19 protein-coding genes are annotated in these 17,285 nt (G+C 59.3%); 6 read left to right on the forward strand and 13 right to left on the reverse strand.

Features of this window, described 5'->3' with window-relative positions; all coding sequences use genetic code 11:
* The first annotated feature begins 94 nt into the window (after window positions 1–94).
* Window positions 95–967 (forward strand): S-methyl-5'-thioadenosine phosphorylase, encoded by an 873-nt coding sequence (locus tag J7394_RS15185; RefSeq protein WP_209254169.1) that lies wholly within the window; start codon window positions 95–97, stop codon window positions 965–967.
* Window positions 968–969: 2 nt separating this feature from the next.
* Here the strand turns inward: J7394_RS15185 and J7394_RS15190 are convergent, their stop codons facing one another.
* Complete coding sequence (locus J7394_RS15190; RefSeq protein WP_209254170.1) at window positions 970–1,806, reverse strand: alpha/beta hydrolase; 837 nt, start codon at window positions 1,804–1,806, stop codon at window positions 970–972.
* 167 nt (window positions 1,807–1,973) lie between these two features.
* Here J7394_RS15190 and J7394_RS15195 point away from each other — a divergent pair, with 167 nt between their 5' ends.
* Window positions 1,974–2,603 carry a LysE family translocator gene (locus J7394_RS15195; RefSeq protein WP_170377892.1) on the forward strand — a complete coding sequence of 210 codons (630 nt, stop codon included), beginning with the start codon at window positions 1,974–1,976 and terminating at the stop codon, window positions 2,601–2,603.
* Here the strand turns inward: J7394_RS15195 and J7394_RS15200 are convergent.
* A complete protein-coding gene (locus J7394_RS15200; RefSeq protein ID WP_170659968.1) occupies window positions 2,600–2,773 on the reverse strand; it encodes a hypothetical protein in 174 nt (57 codons plus the stop codon). The two genes, J7394_RS15195 and J7394_RS15200, sit on opposite strands and share 4 nt — an antisense overlap.
* 324 nt (window positions 2,774–3,097) lie before the next feature.
* Here J7394_RS15200 and J7394_RS15205 point away from each other — a divergent pair, with 324 nt between their 5' ends.
* Both J7394_RS15205 and J7394_RS15210 read left to right on the forward strand, forming a co-directional pair.
* Window positions 3,098–3,637: an adenine phosphoribosyltransferase gene (locus tag J7394_RS15205; protein WP_209254171.1), complete on the forward strand. Its 540-nt coding sequence runs from the start codon at window positions 3,098–3,100 to the stop codon at window positions 3,635–3,637.
* Window positions 3,638–3,806: 169 nt separating this feature from the next.
* Window positions 3,807–4,289: a fasciclin domain-containing protein gene (locus J7394_RS15210; protein WP_170377886.1), complete on the forward strand. Its 483-nt coding sequence runs from the start codon at window positions 3,807–3,809 to the stop codon at window positions 4,287–4,289.
* 36 nt (window positions 4,290–4,325) lie between these two features.
* On the opposite strand, the gene J7394_RS15215 is transcribed toward J7394_RS15210, so the two are convergent.
* The 11 genes from J7394_RS15215 to coxB all read right to left on the reverse strand — a co-directional run bounded on the left by J7394_RS15215 (window position 4,326) and on the right by coxB (window position 14,285).
* The gene (locus J7394_RS15215; protein ID WP_209254172.1) at window positions 4,326–5,741 is read right to left on the reverse strand and encodes an FAD-binding oxidoreductase; all 1,416 of its coding nucleotides are present in this window, start codon (window positions 5,739–5,741) and stop codon (window positions 4,326–4,328) included.
* Window positions 5,742–5,779: 38 nt separating this feature from the next.
* The gene (locus J7394_RS15220; protein ID WP_209254173.1) at window positions 5,780–6,598 is read right to left on the reverse strand and encodes an MBL fold metallo-hydrolase; all 819 of its coding nucleotides are present in this window, start codon (window positions 6,596–6,598) and stop codon (window positions 5,780–5,782) included.
* A gap of 104 nt (window positions 6,599–6,702) precedes the next feature.
* The gene (locus J7394_RS15225; protein ID WP_209254174.1) at window positions 6,703–7,287 is read right to left on the reverse strand and encodes a GNAT family N-acetyltransferase; all 585 of its coding nucleotides are present in this window, start codon (window positions 7,285–7,287) and stop codon (window positions 6,703–6,705) included.
* Window positions 7,287–8,549: a pitrilysin family protein gene (locus tag J7394_RS15230; protein ID WP_209254175.1), complete on the reverse strand. Its 1,263-nt coding sequence runs from the start codon at window positions 8,547–8,549 to the stop codon at window positions 7,287–7,289. The genes J7394_RS15225 and J7394_RS15230 overlap by 1 nt, the downstream gene beginning before the upstream one ends.
* Window positions 8,546–9,934 carry a threonine synthase gene (thrC, locus tag J7394_RS15235; protein WP_209254177.1) on the reverse strand — a complete coding sequence of 463 codons (1,389 nt, stop codon included), beginning with the start codon at window positions 9,932–9,934 and terminating at the stop codon, window positions 8,546–8,548. Before thrC ends, J7394_RS15230 begins: the two co-directional genes overlap by 4 nt.
* On the reverse strand, window positions 9,931–10,608 hold the full coding sequence (locus tag J7394_RS15240) for an SURF1 family protein (protein WP_209254179.1): 678 nt from the start codon (window positions 10,606–10,608) through the stop codon (window positions 9,931–9,933). Before J7394_RS15240 ends, thrC begins: the two co-directional genes overlap by 4 nt.
* Window positions 10,609–10,764: 156 nt before the next feature.
* Complete coding sequence (locus J7394_RS15245) at window positions 10,765–11,580, reverse strand: cytochrome c oxidase subunit 3 (RefSeq protein WP_209254181.1); 816 nt, start codon at window positions 11,578–11,580, stop codon at window positions 10,765–10,767.
* Between the two features lie 22 nt (window positions 11,581–11,602).
* Window positions 11,603–12,178, reverse strand: a complete 576-nt coding sequence (locus tag J7394_RS15250; RefSeq protein ID WP_170377874.1) for a cytochrome c oxidase assembly protein — start codon at window positions 12,176–12,178, stop codon at window positions 11,603–11,605.
* Window positions 12,178–12,339 (reverse strand): hypothetical protein, encoded by a 162-nt coding sequence (locus J7394_RS15255; RefSeq protein WP_170377873.1) that lies wholly within the window; start codon window positions 12,337–12,339, stop codon window positions 12,178–12,180. Before J7394_RS15255 ends, J7394_RS15250 begins: the two co-directional genes overlap by 1 nt.
* Window positions 12,336–13,292 (reverse strand): heme o synthase, encoded by a 957-nt coding sequence (gene cyoE, locus J7394_RS15260; RefSeq protein WP_209254183.1) that lies wholly within the window; start codon window positions 13,290–13,292, stop codon window positions 12,336–12,338. The genes J7394_RS15255 and cyoE overlap by 4 nt, the downstream gene beginning before the upstream one ends.
* A gap of 81 nt (window positions 13,293–13,373) precedes the next feature.
* Window positions 13,374–14,285: a cytochrome c oxidase subunit II gene (gene coxB, locus J7394_RS15265; RefSeq protein WP_209254184.1), complete on the reverse strand. Its 912-nt coding sequence runs from the start codon at window positions 14,283–14,285 to the stop codon at window positions 13,374–13,376.
* Window positions 14,286–14,461: 176 nt separating this feature from the next.
* Between coxB and tldD the strand changes: the two genes are divergently transcribed.
* Both tldD and dprA read left to right on the forward strand, forming a co-directional pair.
* On the forward strand, window positions 14,462–15,883 hold the full coding sequence (tldD, locus tag J7394_RS15270; protein WP_209254185.1) for a metalloprotease TldD: 1,422 nt from the start codon (window positions 14,462–14,464) through the stop codon (window positions 15,881–15,883).
* Window positions 15,884–16,121: 238 nt separating this feature from the next.
* Entirely contained in the window at window positions 16,122–17,246 is a 1,125-nt protein-coding gene (gene dprA / locus J7394_RS15275) for a DNA-processing protein DprA (protein WP_209254186.1), read from the forward strand.
* Window positions 17,247–17,285 lie beyond the last annotated feature (39 nt).

Genomic DNA, 17,285 nt, shown 5'->3' on the forward strand with positions numbered 1-17,285 from the left:
CGCGGCGAAAAGGTGCAAATGGCTGAGACCACTTGCCAATTTCGCCTGTGACCCGCAGAGTTTTCCCGCATGGATTGAGCAGCGGAGACCCAACGTGACCCAAACAAAAATCGCCGTCATCGGCGGATCAGGCATTTACGACATCGACGGGCTGGAAAATGCGGAGTGGGTCCGGGTCGATACGCCATGGGGGGCGCCCTCCGATGAGGTGCTGACCGGCTCATTGGACGGGGTCGACATGGTGTTCCTGCCGCGCCATGGGCGTGGACACATCCATTCACCGACCGAAGTCCCCTATCGCGCCAATATCGACGCTCTGAAGCGGCTGGGGGTGACGGATGTGATCTCGGTCTCCGCTTGCGGATCGTTCCGCGAGCATATGGCGCCGGGAGATTTCGTGATCGTGGATCAGTTCATCGACCGGACATTTGCACGTGAGAAAAGCTTCTTCGGAACCGGCTGCGTCGCCCATGTCAGCGTGGCGCATCCAACCTGCCCGCGCTTGTCGAATGCCTGCGAAGAGGCCGGAATAGCCGCTGGCATCACCGTGCATCACGGCGGCACCTATCTGGCGATGGAGGGGCCGCAGTTTTCGACCCTTGCCGAGTCCAAGATGTACCGCGAACAGTGGGGCTGCGATGTGATCGGCATGACCAACATGCCAGAAGCGAAACTCGCCCGCGAGGCCGAGCTTTGCTATGCCTCGGTCGCGATGGTCACCGACTATGACAGCTGGCACCCCGATCATGGCGAGGTCGACGTGACCTCGATCATCGCAACCCTCACCGGGAATGCAGAAAAGGGCCGAGCTTTGGTCAAAGGGCTACCGGCCTTGTTGGGCCCGATCCGCACGCCCTGCCCGCATGGTTGTGACAGGGCCCTGGACCACTCGATCCTGACGGCCTCGGAAGATCGCGACCTGACCGTGCTGGCAAAGCTGGACGCGGTGGCGGGCAGGGTTCTGTAGCCTTACTGTGGGGACAGATTGTCCTCTACGGTCTGCCAAAAGCCATGCGACCAGAGATCATTGTGGGTGCCGCCCTCGATCATGAACAATTCCACTTCGCTACCTTCGGCAAGCGCTGTTCCGTGATGTGGCGGGACGACGATGTCCTCGGTGCCGTGAAAGATCAGCGTCGGCACCTCGATCTGGCCGATTATGTCGCGGGTGGCGAACTTGTCGTGCATGAGAAGTGAGACGGGCAGCCAAGGGTAGCGCTCGGCCGCGACATCAACGGTTGCGGTAAAGGGTGCTTCCAAGACCAGCAGTTCCGCGTCAGGGCGCTGTGCGGCAACAGCAGCCGCGACGCCAGTTCCGAGGCTCTGACCATGGAGCACAACCGATTGGCCCTGTGCGATTAACTGGTCATAAAGGGCCAGACCGTCAGCGACGAAAGCGGCCTCGGACGGAACACCATCGCTGCCGGGGAACCCTCGATAACTGGGCGCGAGCAGACCGAAGCCGCTGTTCAGGATTTCACGCATCCGGTCGGCGCGGTCCCCGAGATTACCGCTTTGCCCGTGGAAAAACAGAACGGTCGGTGCACCCTCAGCCACTGCAGGCGCGGACCAAACCGTCAGGTCGGTGCCATCCAGCATGGGCAGCGACAGGACCTCGACATCCGCCAAACCGACCGAACTGGGTTCAGGCAACACACCGGATGGCTTGAACAGCAGATCGCGCTGATTCACATACATATAAACCACGGCCAACACATAGAGCGCCGCAATCACCGCAATCAGGACAAACGCGCCTTTTCTAAGCCGCGCTGCGTGGTCGTGCGTCAGGTTCTGAGTCTGCTCCATCGGGACCTCCGTTCAACCGTCTTATCAGTCTGGGCATCGATGCGCGGGATTCAAGAGAGATGTATCAGGCTTAATCCGACCTTTAGAATTTCTGTGCGAGGCTGAAACTGCTTGACGACTGCTCCGTGTGAGGGCTTGCTGCGAGGCGAAAAGTAACAGGATGACCCATGTCTTTAGAACTCTGGCTGGCTTTCGTGGCCGCATCGACCGCGTTGCTGCTGATCCCCGGACCGACCGTGCTGCTGGTTCTCAGCTATGCGCTATCAAAAGGGCGCAGCGTGGCGGTTGCCTCGGCCACCGGAGTTGCTGTTGGTGATCTTGTCGCAATGACAGCGTCTCTGCTGGGTTTGGGCGCTTTAGTTCTGGCCTCTGCCACGTTGTTTTCTGTGTTGAAGTGGATCGGGGCCGCCTATCTGGTCTGGTTGGGCATCAAACTGTTGCGCAGCGCGCCATCGGGTGGGTTGAACCCGGTTGAAACAGGGCGTGATGTTACCGCGCGCGGGGTTTTCGGACATGCGGCAGCAGTTACCGCCCTGAACCCGAAATCAATCGCCTTTTTCATCGCCTTCGTCCCGCAGTTCCTGCGCCCAGCCGAGCCCTTGGGCCCTCAATTCGCGATCCTGATTGCGACCTTCGTGGGCCTCGCCTGGCTGAACGCGCTGGCCTACGCGCTTCTGGCCGATCGACTGCGGCTCATGATCGGGCGCGCTGGCGTGATCAACGCAATGACACGGTTCGGAGGTCTGGCTCTGATCGGTATGGGAGTGGCAACGGCTGTTCTGCGGCGGCCCGCCTAGTCGTCTGCGTTTTCCTTCATGAATCCGCGGATAAAGCGGCGGATTTCGCGTGCAGCTGACGTGTCCAGCTCTTTACACAATTCGACAAAGGCATCACGTTCGTCCTTGTCCAGACGCAACACCAACTGACTGTTTTTCTTGGTAGAACCCTTACCGTCTTTCTTCGCCACGCGCCTTAGTCCCGCAAACTACTTGATTCTCTCCGCGATGCAATGTATATACATAGCATATATGATGTAGATATCGGGCACCTAACAACAAAAAAAGGATTTTGGCAATGAACCTTCATGCGGCTCAGGCATTTCTTTTGCGAGACCAGCGCAATTGGCGCAAACCCCATCTGTCGTGGCTGCCCGCCACGCTGTACCGGTACTACGGGTTATCAAAGGCTGTACCGAACCGGCGCAAATAGGCGCAGGCGGCATTCTGTCCTTGCAAGGTTGACCCCAATGGGCCAAACACCCCGGCGTGTTCTGATGCCAAAGGGGTGCCTCATGTCCAGAAACAGCTCGGTCAAGGATTACATCCGAACCATCGTCGATTTCCCCCACGAAGGGATCATGTTTCGCGATGTCACCACCCTGTTTGCCGATCCGCGCGGATTTCGCATGGCCATCGATCAGATGCTGCACCCCTATGCGGGCGAGCGGATCGACAAGGTCGTCGGGCTTGAGGCGCGAGGCTTCATCCTGGGCGGCGCTATTGCACACCAGTTGAGCGTCGGTTTCGTTCCCATCCGCAAAAAGGGTAAGCTGCCCGGCACCACGATCAGCCAGGACTACAAGTTGGAATATGGCGAAGCGATCGTCGAGATCCACGATGACGCCATCCAAGCCGGCGAAAAGGTCTTAGTCGTCGATGACCTGCTGGCAACTGGCGGCACCGCTGGCGCTGGCATCAAACTGATCGAACGGTTGGGGGGCGAGATCATCTCTTGCGCGTTTATTGTGGACCTCCCGGAACTGGGCGGGCGCCAAGTGCTTGAGGATATGGGCATGGATGTTCATGTCCTATGTGAATTCGAAGGTCTGTGAGCCGAAAAAACTCACATATTATTGTATTGAAATTTGAAACAGCGTTGGCTTAGCGCTGTTTCGTGACTGTTCAAGGCAATTCTTTGCGCTTAAGACGTGATCCGAACGCGTTGAGCGCCGTACCCCGATTGATGCTGCTTGAAGCATTTCTAATTTGGGAGACCACAAAATGTTCCGCAAACTCGCAGTCGCTAGCGTCGCAACGATCCTGTTGGGCACATCCGCAATGGCAGACGGTCATGGCAAAGACATCGTCGATACCGCCGTATCAGCCGGTAGCTTCGAAACCCTCGTCGCCGCCGTTCAAGCCGCCGAGCTGGTAGACACGCTGAAAGGCGAAGGTCCGTTCACCGTGTTCGCTCCGACGGATGAAGCATTCGCAGCCCTGCCTGAGGGCACAGTGGCCGACCTGCTGAAGCCTGAAAACAAAGACCAGTTGGTTGCCGTGCTGACCTATCATGTAGTTCCGGGCAAAGTGATGTCGGGCGATCTGTCCGATGACATGACCGCAGCCACGGTACAGGGCGGCGACATCACGATTGATCTGGATTCGGGCGTGATGGTGAATGACGCCAACGTCGTTCAGGCTGATATCGAGACATCAAACGGCGTGATCCACGTGATCGACAAGGTCATTCTGCCCGCGTCGTAAAGCAATCAGACACGGTCCGGACTGCTCGGGCCGTGTCTACGCCTTCAGGATCGCTCCGGGATTCATAGTTCCTTTTGGGTCCAACGCAGCCTTGATCCCTCGCATCGCCTGAAGTTTGACGGGATCGCCATAGCGCTCCAAGTCCTCGACCTTCAACCGTCCCACCCCGTGTTCCGCGCTGACCGAGCCGTCAAACGCGTGAACAAGATCGTGAACCGCGTTCTTCACCGCTTTGCGGTGGCCATCAAAGGCATCGCGGCTCTGACCCTTGGGCGGGAAGACGTTGTAGTGAAGGTTGCCATCGCCCAAATGCCCGAAACAGTTGATACGGAACGGACCTAACGCGCCGATCGCCTCGGCACCTTGCCGAATGAATTCGGGGATAGTCGAGATCGGGACCGATATATCATGGCTCGAAACGGACCCGATCAGGCGGTTGGCCTCAGGGATGCGCTCACGCACAGCCCATATCGCGCGGCGCTGCGCCTCGCTCTGAGCAATCACGCCATCGTGGACAAGGCCCCGAGGTTCCGCAGCGGCGAATACCGCCTCCAAACGCTCAGACGCGGTCTGCCCGGCCGCCAATCCAAGCTCGATAAGCACGCTCCATTCGGGCGGCGTATCGAATGGCTGCCGCACATCTGGCAGCACCTCGGTCAGGAAATCCAACCCTTGCCGGTGGATCAGTTCAAACGAGCTGACTGTCTCGCCCAACAAATCACGCGTCAGGGCCAGCAGGTCGATCGCTGCCTCGGGCGAGGCCACTTGAAACATCGCTGTCCCTACCTCAGCCGGACGTGGAAAAAGTTTAAGCGAGGCGGCAGTGATGATCCCCAGCGTCCCCTCGGACCCGATCAACAGATTGCGTAGATCATAGCCCGTGTTGTCTTTTCTCAACCGGCTCAGCCCATGCCAGATTTCACCACTGGGCAACACCGCTTCTAGCCCCAGACATAGATCACGCGCATTGCCATATCGCAGCACATTGACACCCCCGGCATTGGTCGCAAGGTTACCGCCGATCCGGCATGAACCTTGTGCGGCCAGAGACAGGGGAAACAGCCTGTCCGCCGCCTCTGCTGCGGCCTGCACGTCCTCAAGAACGGCCCCGGCCTCGGCAATCAACACGTTTTCAGTTGGATAGACCGCGCGAATGGCGGTCATACGCTCAAGCGAGATCAACAAAGGTGCCGGACCAGAGGTCATGATCTGACCGCCCACCAAACCCGTGCCGCCGCCATAGGGTACCACCGGCACGCGCGCACCCGAGGCAAGCCGTACCAGCGCCGCCACGTCCTGCACGTTGCGCGGCAGGGCCAACAACCCAATTTCGCCCGCAAACCGGTTGCGCGGCTCTTCCAGATAACGTTCAGAAACCGGACGCAACACATCATCGCCCAATTCAGCGCGAATGGCGTCTACCAGCTTGGCATCTGCGGGGTTCAAATCCATACGCCTTCCTTGCCCAACATGCGCACGACCGGCAAGCCTTATTCCAAATCGATCAGATATTGCGGCTCTAGCACGACAACTGTGGGCCGATCCGGCAAACTTCGCAACGAGACGGTCAGCTCTGACACACCTTCGCGCACGACCGGGAAGTCATTGCGAATATCGACGAGAAAGCGATCCAGCGAGAAACCGGAAAACCAATGCATAGGAATAATCACCGAGCTTTTCAGCCGCTTGAGGACCGAGATCATCTCGGGCAGAGGCATGGTTGTCCCGCCATCGACGGCTGCCATCACTAAATCCAAACGCCCCAGCGCGGCAAACTGCTCATCCGAGGGCACGTGATGCAAATGCCCCAAATGACCGATACACAGCCCTTCGACCTCGAACACGAAAATCGAGTTTCCCTTCTCCTCGACCCCACCATAGGACGACCGGATATCGGTCGAGACATTGCGCACCAGCATCTCGCCCAAATCTAGATGATGGTCGATCCCCTGCCCAAACTCACCCCACCCCGGCAGCACGTGCGGAATGGCCGGGTCCGGGTGCGCCGTCCAATGGGTACTATGCGCGTGATTCATCGTCACGACATCGGGGATCAGATCAGCACTGCCGATGAACCCGGTGAAATCCGTGACTGCGTTCAACCCACCCGCAGTCTGGATCAGAAAGGAGGCATGCGCGATATAGCTGATCCGCACCGAAAACTCCGGCACCGGGTCCTGCCACGCGGCCTTGTGCAGATATTCAATCCCAGGTGCCGCGTCGGCGATGGCGATACAATGGCTCGGCCGCCGCTCCTGCGCCACAGCCGCACCCGAGAGAAATATCAATACAGCCACACTCCAGCGCATAGGAGGGAGTGTAGCGCATCACACCGCCAAGTCATGCCCCTTGTTCATCTGGCCAAAAATATCCCGGGGGAGGCGCGGCTTGCAGCGACGGGGGCAGAGCCCCCCTACCCTGCGTCCGTCCGGCCCCGCCGATCCGACCTCAAACTGGCATAAAGAACATGCGTCCGCCACCGTCCATTGATCTGAAGATAGGACTGCGCCACGCCTTCGTACTTAAAACCCGAGCGTTCCAGCAACCCGCGAGAGGGTTTGTTTTCAGGCAAGCAGGCGGCCTCGATCCGGCTCAGGTCCAGACGGGTGAAGGCGTGATGAACGATTGCTCCGATAGCCTCGCGCATATAGCCGTTGCGCGCAAAGCTCTGCCCGGTCCAATAGCCCAGCGTTCCAGCCTGCGCAGGGCCGCGGCGGATGTTGTCCAGCGTGATCGCCCCCACCAGCACGTCGTCTGAGCGGCGGAACAGAAACAACGGTATCGCGGTTCCGCTGGCGACCGAGCGCTGCGCCCAATAGACCCGGTTGGTGAAAGACTTGCGGCTTAAATGGTCCTGCGCCCAGATCGGTTCCCAGGGGGTCAGGTACTCCTCTGAGGCGCGGCGCAGAGCGGCCCATTCGTTGAAGTCGGAATGCACAGGCGGGCGCAGCCTGAGCCGCGCGGTTTCAAGTTTCAGCTTGCGCCTGCCCAACAGCATCACGCCGCACGCCTCTCCTGCAATTCTGTCAAGGATGGCGCGCCCGAGACCGGACCGTATAGTGCCAAGGCCGCCGGGGCCTTAACGGCCATACTTTCGGCGAAGGCCCGGACATCCTCGGTACTAACGGCATCAATCTTGGCGACGGTATCTTCGAGCGAAGGTACTCGTCCCCAGATCTGCACCAGACGCGCCAGACGCTCGGCCCGGTTCGAGGGGCTTTCCAGACCCATCAGCATCCCGGCTTTCATCTGCGCACGGGCGCGAGCGACCTCTTCTTCGCTCATGTCTTCTGCTGCGCGCTTCATCTCGTCTATCGTGATGGTTGCAAGCTCGGCGACCTGATCGGCAGACGTGCCCGCGTAAATCGTGGTGGTGCCTGTATCCGCATAGGCCCCGGTCTGCGCAAAGATCGTGTAGCAGAGCCCGCGCGACTCGCGCACCTCCTGGAAAAGGCGCGAGGACATGCCGCCGCCCAACGCTGTCGAATAGATTTGAGCGGTATAGATCCCATCATCGCGATAGCCGGGACTTTCCAGCGCCAGAGCAAAATGCGCCTGCTCCAGATCTTTTTCTTGCCGCGCCTCACCGCCAGTGAAGCGGGCAGCTTCCGGGATCAGGCCCTTGCGCGGTTGCAAGTGGCCAAACATCTCTTCCGCCATTTTCATCAGCGCGTCGTGATCCACAGCACCCGCCGCAGACAGGATCATTTGCTCTGGGCCATAATGCTCAGCCACGAAGCCGGAAAGATCCTCTCGCGAGAAGGAACTCACACGTTCGGTCGGACCGAGAATGGTGCGGCCAAGGGGCTGGTCGTGATAGCTTTGTTCCTGCAGCCAGTCGAAGATCACATCGTCGGGCGTGTCATAGGCCTGGCCGATTTCCTGCAGGATCACGCCACGTTCAACCTCGATCTCGCGCGGATCGAAAACCGGGTTCAGAACGATGTCACCGATCACGTCCATCGCCAGCGCCACGTCATCCTTCAGAACACGGGCGTAATAGGCCGTCACCTCGCGCGAGGTATAAGCGTTGATATAGCCACCTACATCCTCGATCGCCTCGGCGATTTGCAGCGAAGAACGCCGCTCGGTTCCCTTGAACGCCATATGCTCAAGGAAATGCGCTATCCCGTTCTGCTCGATCCGCTCATGCCGCCCGCCGGCGGTTACCCAGATGCCGATGGCTGCCGATTGCAGCCCCGGCATATGTTCACTGACGATACGAAAGCCGTTCTTCAGCTGGTCTTGTCTGACTGTCACTCAGCGATATGCCTTCTGATATGATCCTCGAGGGCACCCAGATCATTGGCAATCCGCGTCACCCGTTCCGGACGTTCATACAGATCAGACATGCGGGATGGAAGAGGCGGATGTTCCCCGCTCGCCTTCTCGACCGCTGCCGGAAATTTCGCCGGGTGCGCGGTGGCCAGAGTGATCATCGGCACATCCGCTGCGCGGTGGTCCTCGGCCACTTTGATGCCGATGGCCGAATGCGGGCAGACCAGCTCGGCGCTGTGGGCCAGAGTGTGTTTGATCGTCTCAAGCGTTTCATCTTCGGACACGCGGCCCGAATCAAAGCTCTCACGCAGGGCCTCCATCGCGCCTTGGCTGACGTTGAAGCCACCGGATTTCAGCTCTTCCATCAACTGAGCGACCGCACTGCCATCCTCGCCATATGCATAGTACAGCGCGCGTTCAAAGTTTGAGCTGACCTGAATATCCATCGACGGGCTGATCGAGGGGATGGTCTCGCCCTTGAAATACCCCTCACCCGACAGACAGCGGTGCAGGATGTCGTTCTGGTTCGTCGCGACTACCAGCCGGTCGATGGGCAAGCCCATGCGTTTGGCCAGATAGCCAGCGAAGATGTCGCCGAAATTGCCGGTGGGCACGGTGAAGCTGACCTTGCGGTGCGGGGCGCCAAGGCTGACGGCGGCCGAGAAATAGTAGACGATCTGCGCCAGAACGCGGGCAAAGTTGATCGAGTTCACTCCGGCCAGTTTGACCTCATCCCGGAAATCGAAATCGTTGAACATGTCCTTCAATGCGGCCTGACAGTCGTCAAAATCGCCATCCACGGCCAGCGCATGGACATTGCTGTCTGCTGGCGTCGTCATCTGGCGGCGCTGCACCTCGGACACCCGTCCATGCGGATAGAGGATGAACACATCCACCGCATCCAGCCCCCGAAACGCCTCAATCGCGGCCGAGCCAGTATCGCCACTGGTCGCGCCCACGATGGTCACGCGGTCATTGCGGCGTTTCAGGGCTACCTGGAACAGCTGACCGATCAGCTGCATGGCGAAGTCCTTGAAGGCCAGAGTGGGCCCGTGGAACAGCTCCAACAAGAAGTGGTTTTCGTTCAACTGCTTTAGCGGCGCGCGGGCGTCGTGGCCGAAGCCTTCATAGGCGCGGGCGATGATCTGTTTGAACTCATCCTCTGCGAAGGAACCGCTGACATAGGGCCACATCACGCGGAACGCGATCTCCTCGTAGGAAAGGCCGGGCATGGCGGCGATCTCATCATGGCTGAGCGTTGGGATTTCGGCGGGTAGGTACAAGCCACCGTCACGGGCCAGTCCAGTCAGCATCGCCTCTTCAAAGCTCAGTTCAGGCGCTTGGCCACGGGTCGAGATGTATTTCATTGCGGGTCACTCTCAGAAGGGGCGCGATTGCGCCACAGGAAGTATCCGGTCATCGCGGCCCAGACGAGGGCCAGTCCAAACCATGTGATTGCATATTGCAGGTGATCATTGGGAATCCCGGCCGTGTCGACAGGCAGTGGGGTTACGCCTGGATCGGTCCGAGATCGGGCGATCAGCAGAATTGGCTCAGCCCCCAGAGCGGCAGCCAGATTGGGCACGTCGCGGGCAAACCAGATGTTGCTGTCTATATCGGCATCGGGCGTGTAGCTGTCGATCTCATCGGGCCAATGCAGGTTGCCTGTCACCTCCATCGGACCGGTCAAACGATCGGTCTGCTTGGCCGTGGTTGGCACAAACCCCCGGTCCACCAGAATGGTACGATCCTCGGTGCTGAACGACTGGATGATACGATATCCGGCCCCGACCTGCTTGACCGAGACCAGAACGTGGATCTCGCCTGGCTCCATATCACCAGAGATCGTCACAGGCAGATATTTGTCGGCGTCCTCTGACACCTGTTGCGGCAGAGGAACCGGTTCGGCTGCGATGCGACTGTCAATCTCGGACAGGATCTCTTGTTTCCATGCCAGACGCTGGACCTGCCAAGTACCAAGCCACAGCAAGACGCCCAAACCGGCGAGACTGAAGATCAGCAGAAAAAGAGTGCGGCGCATGGCAGGACTATCGCTCGTTGCAGGAACCGGCGTCTTGTTAAGGGGGGCAGGCACGAGAATGCAACCACGCAATTGTATGGGGCGCAATCTTGCCCCCTCAATAAGCGAAAAAGCCGCCCCGAAGAGCGGCTTTTGCATTTCAAAAACCAGTGTCGCTTAGAACAGCGGCGCCTGTCCCCAGATGTAGACTGCGAAGAACAGGAACAGCCAGACAACGTCGACGAAGTGCCAGTACCAGGCTGCGGCCTCGAAACCGACATGCTTCTCGGGGGTGAAGTCCCCTTTCAACGCGCGGATCAGACAGACGGTCAGGAAGATCGTGCCGATGACCACATGGAAGCCGTGGAAGCCGGTTGCCATGAAGAAGTTCGAGTAGAACTGATCGCCACCGAATTTCCAGTCTTCATGGGCCAGCAGCTCATAGTATTCGTAGGCTTGCAGCAGGGTGAACAGCAGGCCCAGCACGATACCGATGGCCAGGCCGTTGATCAGCGCCTTGCGGTCATTGTCATGAACCAGAGCGTGGTGCGCCCAGGTGATCGCACAGCCCGACAGCAGCAGGACCAGAGTGTTGATCAGCGGCAGGTGGAACGGATCGACCGCGTGGATATCCGGCTGGATGTATTCGGTGCCCGCATAGTCGTACATCGGATACATGCGATGTTTGAAGAACGACCAGAACCAGGCGAAGAAGAACATCACCTCGGACATCACGAACAGGATGAAGCCATAGCGCAGACCGATGCGCACAACCGGCGTGTGGTCGCCCTGACGGCTTTCCACAACGACTTCGGACCACCAGGCGAACATGGTGTACAACACCGCGATGAGGCCAGCCCAGAACATCCACGGCGTCACACCGTGCATCCAAAGGACGGCCCCGAACAGCATCACAAAGCCACCGACCGAACCGATCAGCGGCCAGATCGACGGGGCCAGAATGTGATAATCATGGTTTTTAGCGTGTGCCATCTGCGTCCCTCACCTAAAGGCGTTAGTTCGTGTTTGTGTCTTCCTGCGTTTCAAGGGCGGCATAGCCCTCGGGCAGGTCAATTTCGTAGAATGTATACGACAGAGTAATCGTATGCACATACTTCGCTTCGAGGTCTTCGACCATTTCCGGATCAACAAAGAAGCTGACCGGCATCTCTACCCGCTCACCAGGTTGCAGAACCTGCTCTTCAAAGCAGAAGCAGGCGATTTTCTGGAAATATCCACCTGCCGAATACGGCGCGACGTTGTAGGACGCCTGTCCGGCAATCGGGCGATCGGTCGGGTTGTAGGCCTCATAGAAGGCCAGCCCGGTTTCACCGATGCGCACCTCCATCTCGCGTTCGACGGGTTTGAACTCCCATGCCATATCCTTGGCTTTGGAGGCGTCGAAACGGACTGTCACTTTGCGGTCAAGGATATCATCAGGCGCGGCTTCGGCGACACCGGTGGTGCCTCCGAACCCGGTGACACGGCAGAACCAGTCGTAAAACGGCACAGCCGCCCAGGCGAGGCTGCCCATCAGGACAACCACACCCACGGTTTGCACAACAGTTTTCTGAGGACCGGACAGCGCCATCAGTTTTGCACCTCCTGCACGGGTTGTCCCAGGCTGGTGCCCGAGACCTTGACGATCGTGAGGCCGAAGATGATCACGATGAAGGCCGCAAGTGTCAGGCCAACACCCAGATTTCGGCTGAAACGACGTTCGTGAATTTCGTGGCTTTTGCGCAGGCTCATGACCAGCCCCCCAAGCCGTAGGGTTTCAGCAGCGCCTCAACCAGAATCGCGCCGAAATGTAGGAACAGGTACAGCAGAGAGAGTTTGAAGAAGCTCCGCTCGACCTTGAAATTGTCTGCTTCCGCGTCGTCTTCGGTACGGCGCGAGATCTGCCATGCGCCGCGCAGGAACAGGCCATTCAGCACCAGGGCAACCGCCAGATAGATCGGTCCACCGATGTCTGAGAACGCGGTGCCAACGGCCAGAACAGCCAGAAGGCCGGTGTAAACGAGAATATGCTTACGGGTCGCGCGGCGGCCATGGGTCACGGTCAGCATGGGCACGCCCGCATCGTCATAGTCCGAGCGCATGAACAGCGCCAATGCCCAAAAATGCGGAGGTGTCCACATGAAGGTCAGGGCAAACATCAACCAAGGCTCAAGCGTCATTGACCCGGTTGCGGCAACCCAGCCGATCACCGGAGGGAACGCCCCTGCCGCGCCGCCAATCACGATGTTCTGCGGCGTCGAGCGCTTCAGCCACATCGTGTAGACAACAACGTAGAAGAAAATGGTGAAACCCAGAAACGCGCCTGCGAACCAGTTGGTTGCAAGGCCCAGCATGATTACCGACAGGCCGGACAGCGCCAAACCCAGCGATAGCGCCTCGCCTTCCTGTACCTTACCAGCGGGAATCGGGCGGCCCTTGGTTCGCTTCATCACCCGGTCTATATCCGCATCCCACCACATGTTCAGCGCACCTGACGCGCCGCCACCGATGGCGATGAACAGGATCGCGCAGAATCCCACAAACGGATGCACCGACACCGGAGCCGCCAGCAAACCGACCAGAGCCGTAAACACGACCAGAGACATCACCCGCGGCTTCAGCAGGGCGAAATAATCGCCAAAGCTGGCCTCATCCGCGTATGCCTTGGCGGTCGATGTGCTGGCATTGATGCTTGCGTCGGTCATCTCGGGTCCTTTTGGGGCGAAAGCTGCGCGGTTTCGCGCGCAGCCAACGCGTATTCTAAGGCGCGAACGCCCCGTCTACGCTCAGTTCGAGGCCACCTGGAAGTTCTGCGGCGTGCCCGCATATTCTTCGATCGCGCCGTTCAGCCACTGCTCATAGGCCTCTTCGCTGACCACTTTGACGGTGATCGGCATGTAAGCGTGGTCCTTGCCACAAAGCTCAGAACATTGGCCAAAATAGACGCCCTCTTTGTCCGCTTCGAACCACAGCTCGGCCAGACGGCCGGGAACGCCGTCCTGCTTCACGCCGAAGGACGGGATCGTCCAGGAGTGGATCACGTCAGATGCGGTAACCTGCATTACGATGACCTTGCCGACCGGAACCACAACAGCGGTATCCGTGGCCAGCAACCATTCATCGTCGCTATAGCCCGCATCGGCCAGCTTGGCGCGCATGGCGTCATCCAGAACGAAGGGGGTCACATCCGCATCCGCGGCGCGCGCGCCCTCATCCAGCGTGGCCGGGTGGCCAAGCAGGTAGCTGTCGAACGCAAAATCGTGATCAACATATTCGTAGGTCCAGTACCACTGGTTGCCGACCACTTTGATAACCACGTCACCTTCGGGAATTTCCTGCTGCTTGAACAGAACCGGCAGAGAGAAGGCGCCGATGAACACCAGAATCAGGATCGGGCCCAAAGTCCAAGCGATCTCGACCGGGGTGTAGTGCGAGAACCGCGCCGGTGTCGGGTTGGCGCGCTGGTTGTAGCGAACGATGCAGTAAACCAGCAGGGCCGCAACGAACACGCAGATCACGGTGATGATCACCAGAATCATCGCGTCCAGCTTGTGAATCCCGTCTGCAAGGCTGGTTGCTGCGGGTTGAAAGCCCATTCCGCCGTCAACCGGCTTGCCGATTATCTCAAGCTCCTGAGCCATGGCGGGAAGGCTGGAGAGGGCCGTAGCAAGCCCGGAAAGCATCAAAGCATTCTTCATGTCTTGTCCTGATCGTTTGATCTTTGCGTCTCTGGCGAAAAGGTATGAATCGGTGAAACCACACCCGTTGTCTTTGGCCGCGTTAAAAACCATATTCCTGCCGGTAGATAAAGCAAAATGCTTGCGTCAAACAGACGCTATTTTTGATCTGGATCAAACCGGAAAGGTCACAACCCATGACTCAGGCCCCGTTTCGCCCCTTTGAAAGTGCCCTGCCGCATGATGAAGCGCTCTCCATTTTGCAATCGGCGACCGCCGGGGCCGAGGACGGAGAACTGTTTGTCGAACGGCGGAAATCTGAGTCTCTGGTCTTTGACGATGGTCGATTGAAGACCGCCTCCTACGATGCATCCGAGGGATTCGGGCTGCGCGCCGTTCAGGGTGAGGTCGCAGGCTACGCACATTCGACGGATGTTTCGATTCCCGCGTTGAAGCGCGCGTCCGAGACGGCCCGTCTGGCCGTTGGTGATGGAGGGGGCACTTTGGCCGATGCCCCCATGGCGACCAATAAACGCCTTTACACCGATGAAGATCCCATCGAAACCGCCAGCTTCCCGGTCAAAGTCGAGACCCTGCGTGAGATCGACGCCTTCGCTCGCGATCTGGACCCCCGCGTTGTGCAAGTCAGCGCCACGATCGCAGCCGCAGTGCAAGAGGTCGAGATCCTGCGCCCCGACGGCGTGCTGGTGCGCGACGTGCGCCCGATGACTCGGGTGAATGTCTCAGTCATCGTCGAGCAGAATGGCCGCCGTGAAAGCGGCTCGGCTGGTGGCGGCGGCCGTGTGGGTCTGAGCGGGCTGATTGATCCCGCCGACTGGCAGAACAAGGCGCGCGAGGCCTTACGGATCGCACTGGTCAACCTCGAAGCTGTCCCTGCCCCAGCCGGAGTGATGGAGGTCGCCTTAGGCCCCGGCTGGCCGGGCATCCTGCTGCACGAGGCCATTGGGCACGGGCTGGAAGGGGATTTCAATCGCAAGGGCAGCTCGGCCTTTGCAGGTCTGATGGGGCAGCAAATTGCCTCCAAAGGCGTGACCGTCGTGGATGACGGCACGATTGCTGACCGGCGCGGTTCGATCACTTTGGATGACGAGGGAACGCCAAGCTCTCGGACCGTATTGATCGAGGATGGTATCCTGACCGGCTATATGCAGGACCGCCAGAACGCCCGCCTGATGGGCGTCGCCCCGACCGGCAATGGACGGCGCCAGAGTTACGCGCACAAACCGATGCCCCGCATGACCAATACGGTGATGCTGGGCGGCGATGCAGACCCGGCTGCTTTGGTTGCTGATATCAAGGACGGGATCTGGGCCGTGGGTTTCGGTGGTGGTCAGGTCGACATCACCAACGGCAAATTCGTCTTTTCCTGTACCGAGGCCTACCGGGTCGAAAACGGCAAGATCGGCGCTCCGGTCAAAGGTGCGACGCTTATCGGGGACGGACCCTCTGCGCTGAACCGCATCCGGGGGCTGGGCAACGACATGGCGCTGGATCCGGGGATGGGAACCTGTGGCAAGGACGGTCAGTGGGTGCCGGTAGGTGTCGGTCAACCAACGGTTCTGATGGACGGGCTGACCGTCGGAGGCTCCGCCGCCTGAGTCGGAATCACCTGAGTTGAGAAAGGCGCAGGGTTAACGCTGCGCCTTTTCGCCGGATGGGTGGAGGCCAAGTGGAACTTCGACCTCCACGTCCGGGTGGATTTTTTATCATTATTATTCAATAATTTAGAGACGTTTCCTAAGGCATCACCAAGAAAACTACATCTAATTTTCAACGATTCACAGGCTGTTAACCCCGGCACCCGTAAACCAGTTCTGCAATCAGGCGGAGCATCGGATGACCGAAGAGCAGCATTCTTCCAATCACCCCCCACTCCCACCCACCACGGAAGAGGATCGGTTTTCCTGGCTCCGCCTGTTGCGCTCACGCAAGGTTGGTCCGGCGACGTTTCGTCGGCTGCTAAGCGAACATGGCTCAGCGCAGAACGCGCTGGCCGCGCTGCCTGAAATGGCACGCGCTGCCGGAATAAACGGGTATGAAATCTGCCCTCCCGGCGTGATTGAGGCGGAACTCAAGGCCGCACAAGCCGCCAAAGCGCGGCTTGTGTGCCTTGGGTCCGCTGATTTTCCAAAAGCTTTGCAGGATGTATCTGACGCGCCGCCGCTTCTATGGGCTGTTGGCGATCTTACGATGCTGCAGAAACCCGCAATCGCAATGGTGGGCGCGCGCAATTGTTCCTCGCTCGGCGCGCGTATGACCCGTGGGTTGGCGAAAGAACTGGGCAATCTCGGCCATGTCATTGTCTCTGGTCTTGCCCGGGGGATCGACACTTCGGCCCATATGGCCGCGCTGGACACTGGCACCATTGCCGTGATGGCCGGAGGGGTCGATGTCATCTACCCGGCCGAGAACACGGACCTGGCGCATAAGATCGGTGAAACAGGCCTGCGCCTCTCAGAGCAACCTATGGGGATGACACCACAAGCCCGCCACTTTCCGCGCCGCAACCGGATCATTTCAGGATTGGCGAAAGCGGTCGTGGTAGTTGAGGCCGCGGCTAAATCAGGCAGCCTCATCACCGCACGGGACGCGCTGGACCAAGGGCGCGAAGTTCTTGCCGTTCCTGGTCATCCGTTCGATGCACGGGCCTCTGGATGCAATTTGTTGATTCGGGACGGCGCGACCTTGATCCGGTCTGCGGAAGACGTGATCGAAGCCTTGCCCAAGGGAGAAGACCTCTTCCAAACGCGCAGTGAACCCCCTGCTCCGCCAACACCCACACCTGCAGTAGCGCTGCACGACCAAATCCTGGAACGACTCGGCCCATCGCCCATCGCGGAGGACCAACTGCTGCGCGATATCGCAGCTTCGGCCGGCGATCTTGGTCCCGCTTTGGTCGATCTGGAACTTGAGGGCCGAATCCAGCGCCAACCCGGTGGGCTTTTGTCGCTCGCAAACTGAAATGGGCGTGCCGCCACGTGGCAGCCCTGAAAGGCTTCG

Source organism: Ruegeria sp. R13_0 (assembly GCF_017743995.1).
Taxonomy (GTDB): Bacteria; Pseudomonadota; Alphaproteobacteria; order Rhodobacterales; family Rhodobacteraceae; genus Ruegeria.

Bases quoted from the DNA above. Each gene is read 5' to 3' on its own strand.
- J7394_RS15190 (WP_209254170.1), bottom strand. From the start codon at position 1,806: ATGGAGCAGACTCAGAACCTGACGCACGACCACGCAGCGCGGCTTAGA.
- J7394_RS15195 (WP_170377892.1), top strand. From the start codon at position 1,974: ATGTCTTTAGAACTCTGGCTGGCTTTCGTGGCCGCATCGACCGCGTTG.
- J7394_RS15205 (WP_209254171.1), top strand. From the start codon at position 3,098: ATGTCCAGAAACAGCTCGGTCAAGGATTACATCCGAACCATCGTCGAT.
- J7394_RS15210 (WP_170377886.1), top strand. From the start codon at position 3,807: ATGTTCCGCAAACTCGCAGTCGCTAGCGTCGCAACGATCCTGTTGGGC.
- J7394_RS15215 (WP_209254172.1), bottom strand. From the start codon at position 5,741: ATGGATTTGAACCCCGCAGATGCCAAGCTGGTAGACGCCATTCGCGCT.
- J7394_RS15220 (WP_209254173.1), bottom strand. From the start codon at position 6,598: ATGCGCTGGAGTGTGGCTGTATTGATATTTCTCTCGGGTGCGGCTGTG.
- J7394_RS15225 (WP_209254174.1), bottom strand. From the start codon at position 7,287: ATGCTGTTGGGCAGGCGCAAGCTGAAACTTGAAACCGCGCGGCTCAGG.
- thrC (WP_209254177.1), bottom strand. From the start codon at position 9,934: ATGAAATACATCTCGACCCGTGGCCAAGCGCCTGAACTGAGCTTTGAA.
- J7394_RS15240 (WP_209254179.1), bottom strand. From the start codon at position 10,608: ATGCGCCGCACTCTTTTTCTGCTGATCTTCAGTCTCGCCGGTTTGGGC.
- J7394_RS15245 (WP_209254181.1), bottom strand. From the start codon at position 11,580: ATGGCACACGCTAAAAACCATGATTATCACATTCTGGCCCCGTCGATC.
- J7394_RS15250 (WP_170377874.1), bottom strand. From the start codon at position 12,178: ATGGCGCTGTCCGGTCCTCAGAAAACTGTTGTGCAAACCGTGGGTGTG.
- J7394_RS15255 (WP_170377873.1), bottom strand. From the start codon at position 12,339: ATGAGCCTGCGCAAAAGCCACGAAATTCACGAACGTCGTTTCAGCCGA.
- cyoE (WP_209254183.1), bottom strand. From the start codon at position 13,292: ATGACCGACGCAAGCATCAATGCCAGCACATCGACCGCCAAGGCATAC.
- coxB (WP_209254184.1), bottom strand. From the start codon at position 14,285: ATGAAGAATGCTTTGATGCTTTCCGGGCTTGCTACGGCCCTCTCCAGC.
- tldD (WP_209254185.1), top strand. From the start codon at position 14,462: ATGACTCAGGCCCCGTTTCGCCCCTTTGAAAGTGCCCTGCCGCATGAT.
- dprA (WP_209254186.1), top strand. From the start codon at position 16,122: ATGACCGAAGAGCAGCATTCTTCCAATCACCCCCCACTCCCACCCACC.